The sequence below is a fragment of the Streptomyces sp. SID14436 genome, assembly GCF_010548465.1.
Taxonomy (GTDB): Bacteria; Actinomycetota; Actinomycetes; order Streptomycetales; family Streptomycetaceae; genus Streptomyces.
In genome coordinates this window covers 1-2,594 of the sequence record NZ_JAAGMD010000278.1, presented here as the reverse complement: position 1 = coordinate 2,594, position 2,594 = coordinate 1, and the positions used below count along the sequence as shown (strand labels likewise).

Below are 2,594 nucleotides of genomic sequence, written 5' to 3'. Positions count from 1 at the left end.
GCGGCGGTGGCGGGCCGCCGGCCGGGCGGGCCGCCCGCCCAGTGCAGCGGCACCACGCCGAACACCGCCTCCTGCTCGCCGGGCACGCCCAGCAGCTCGTTCAGGCGCGGCTCGTCGAACCACAGCACGGGCGCGATCCGCAGCCCCCGGGGCGCGGCCCACAGGCGCCACGTCTGCACCAGGGTGCCGAGGTCGGTGCACACCACGTGGAAGGAGAAGCTGTTGTACTTGAAGGAGTTCTGCCAGTACTTCACCGAGAGGATCAGGTACTGGTCGGCGTCCAGGGCGTCGGCGGGGGCGTCCGCGCCCAGCGCGTCCCGCACCCGGTCCGTGACGTCACCCGTCAACAGCCGTTGCAGCGCGTGCCGTTGGACGTCGTAGTGGTGCAGGCCCGGGGTGAGCGGGGCGGACGGGCCGGACGCCCAGTGGATGCCCATCGGGTAGAGGCCGCCCCCGCCCGCCGTGCCCCGGGACCAGTTGGCGTGGGTGTGGAACGGCAGCCCGGCCAGGTCGGTGTTGGCCTGGACGCCCAGGCGCCGCCCGGTCAGTCCGTAGGAGTCCCGGAGCATCGCCGACAGCAGCGGCAGGGTGAATCCGGGCGCCCGGTCGGCGTCCCGGGCCGGGACGGAGTCGGGCAGCAGGCCCGGGGCGACCGGGACGTCGGCGAGGTCCTCGGTGCCGGGCAGCGCGAAGACCGGCGCGTCCGGGTAGAACTTGCCCTTGCGCGGGCCGTCGGCCCAGTCCACGACGTGGTCGGTGGGTTCCATCGGGACGCGGCCGCGGTGCAGGACGGCGTGCGCGTACTCATGGGCGTACCCCATGGCATCCCCCTTTCCTTCTTGCCTCGGTGCTCGCGGTGGTCGGACGCGCCCGCTGGGGGCGCCGGGACGGCGGGACGGGTGACACGGACGGCCGGTGCGCGGGCGGCGGGCGGCCGGTCACGGGAACGGGTGGGGGCCGGGGTTGAGGTCCGCCTCGGTGAGGTCGCCGGGCCTGAGGCCCGCCTCCCGCAGGGCGGTGAAGGTCCGGGGCAGGTGCCGGGCGCGCTGCCGGGTCCAGCCGAAGTCGAGCGGCAGCAGTCCGGGCACCAGCACCTTGACCGTGTGCAGGCCCAGGGCGCGCTGCTCGGGCGCGGTCTGGTCGACGACGACCACGTCGAAACCGGCGGACGTCACCGCGTCCACGGCGGCGAGCAGGTCGTCCCGCACGTCCGGCCCGGACCCGTCCGCGCGGTCCCAGCGCAGCGCGGCCACCTCCACCCGCTCCGCCGCCCGGCCGGCCGGGCCGGGACGCAGCAGGAAGTCGGCGAACCGGCCCATCTCGGGGACCGCGTAGACCAGCGGGTGGTCGTGCAGACTGGTGATCCGGGTGAAGTCGGCGGCCATCGCCCGGTAGTCGCGCTCGTCGCGCCGGAAACGCTGGAGCAGCTGCACCGAGTCGGTGGCGATCTCGCACAGCGCCGCCGCGAGCGCCGCCTCCGGATCGAGGGAAGCCCCGGCGCCGAAGCACATGCGGGCCGGACCGCCGTCGAACCGCTCGGCCACCCCGGTGACCACGGGCACCGGGAAGCTGATCCGGGTGTCGAAGAACCGCGCCCGGTAGCCGTACAGGGCCATGCGCTCCACCATGTACCGGGTGCGCGGGTCGCGGCTGGTGGCCGGGTCGATCTCGGGCAGCGGCTGCATCCCGTGCCAGGCCAGCAGGAAGGCGTCCCGTTCCAGCACCTCCATCAGCCCGCTCAGCACGGCCTCCTCCAGACTGCCGCCGGAGGCGCAGCCGTTGGAGCTCTCCTGCACGAACCGGTGCTCGATGCCCGGCTTGTGGTAGTAGGCGAGGACCTCCGGGACCGGCCGGGGCCGCGCGTCCCGCAGCGACCAGCCCCACACCCACGGGATCCGGCGGTCGGGCGTGAAGGGCGGCACCCACGGGTTCTGCGCGTGGAACGCGTCCGTGTACAGCCCCGTCTCGCGCGGGTCGACGGCGTCCGGGCCGAGTTCGGCCAGGGTGGCGGTCAGGGTCACGGCCCGGCCCCGCGCGCGCATCCCCGCGTACCGTTCCAGGCCCTCCAGCACGCCGATCCGGGTGCTCTCACGGTAGGTGTCGGCGTGGCCGCCCCAGAACGTCTCGCGCAGGTAGTCCCCCGAGCGGCTGGAGAAGCAGCCCACCGTGGCGGACGTCGTCGGCGAGGTGACGTCGCAGACGACCGACGGCCCGACGGCACCCCAGTGCGGATTGGCGAACGCGTCGACCTCCAGGCCGTACGCGTCCACCGGCCGGACCCTGCTGACACCCGGCCGGTACTTGGGCGCGGCACGCAGCACCAGAGCCGCGCCCTCGGCCGTCACCGGCTCGGGGACCGCGCACTCGGGGCAGTCCGGCTCGGGCACCAAAGGATGGTGACGCACCGTCAGCCGCTGCACGTCCACCAGCCACACGTCGGGGAACGGCCGCCGGGCGTCCCGCGCCGGGGCCCCGGCGCGGGACGCGATCAGCGCGGCGACGGCCTGCGCGGCGAACGGCACGAGGTGCGGCCAGGGCCCCGCCTCCCGGGTGCCGCCCCGCAGCTCCAGGCCCTCCCGGAGACCGACCGAGCG

At 75.3% G+C, this 2,594-nt stretch carries 2 protein-coding genes; both read right to left on the bottom strand.

Going from position 1 to position 2,594, the window contains the following annotated elements; translation table 11 throughout:
- Positions 1-821, bottom strand: an 821-nt coding sequence (locus G3I53_RS10235) for a SagB family peptide dehydrogenase (RefSeq protein ID WP_164438248.1), incomplete at its 3' end; no start/stop codon positions are given.
- Positions 822-938: 117 nt separating this feature from the next.
- Positions 939-2,594: TOMM precursor leader peptide-binding protein (locus G3I53_RS10230; RefSeq protein WP_164438247.1), on the bottom strand; the 1,656-nt coding region annotated here is incomplete at its 5' end.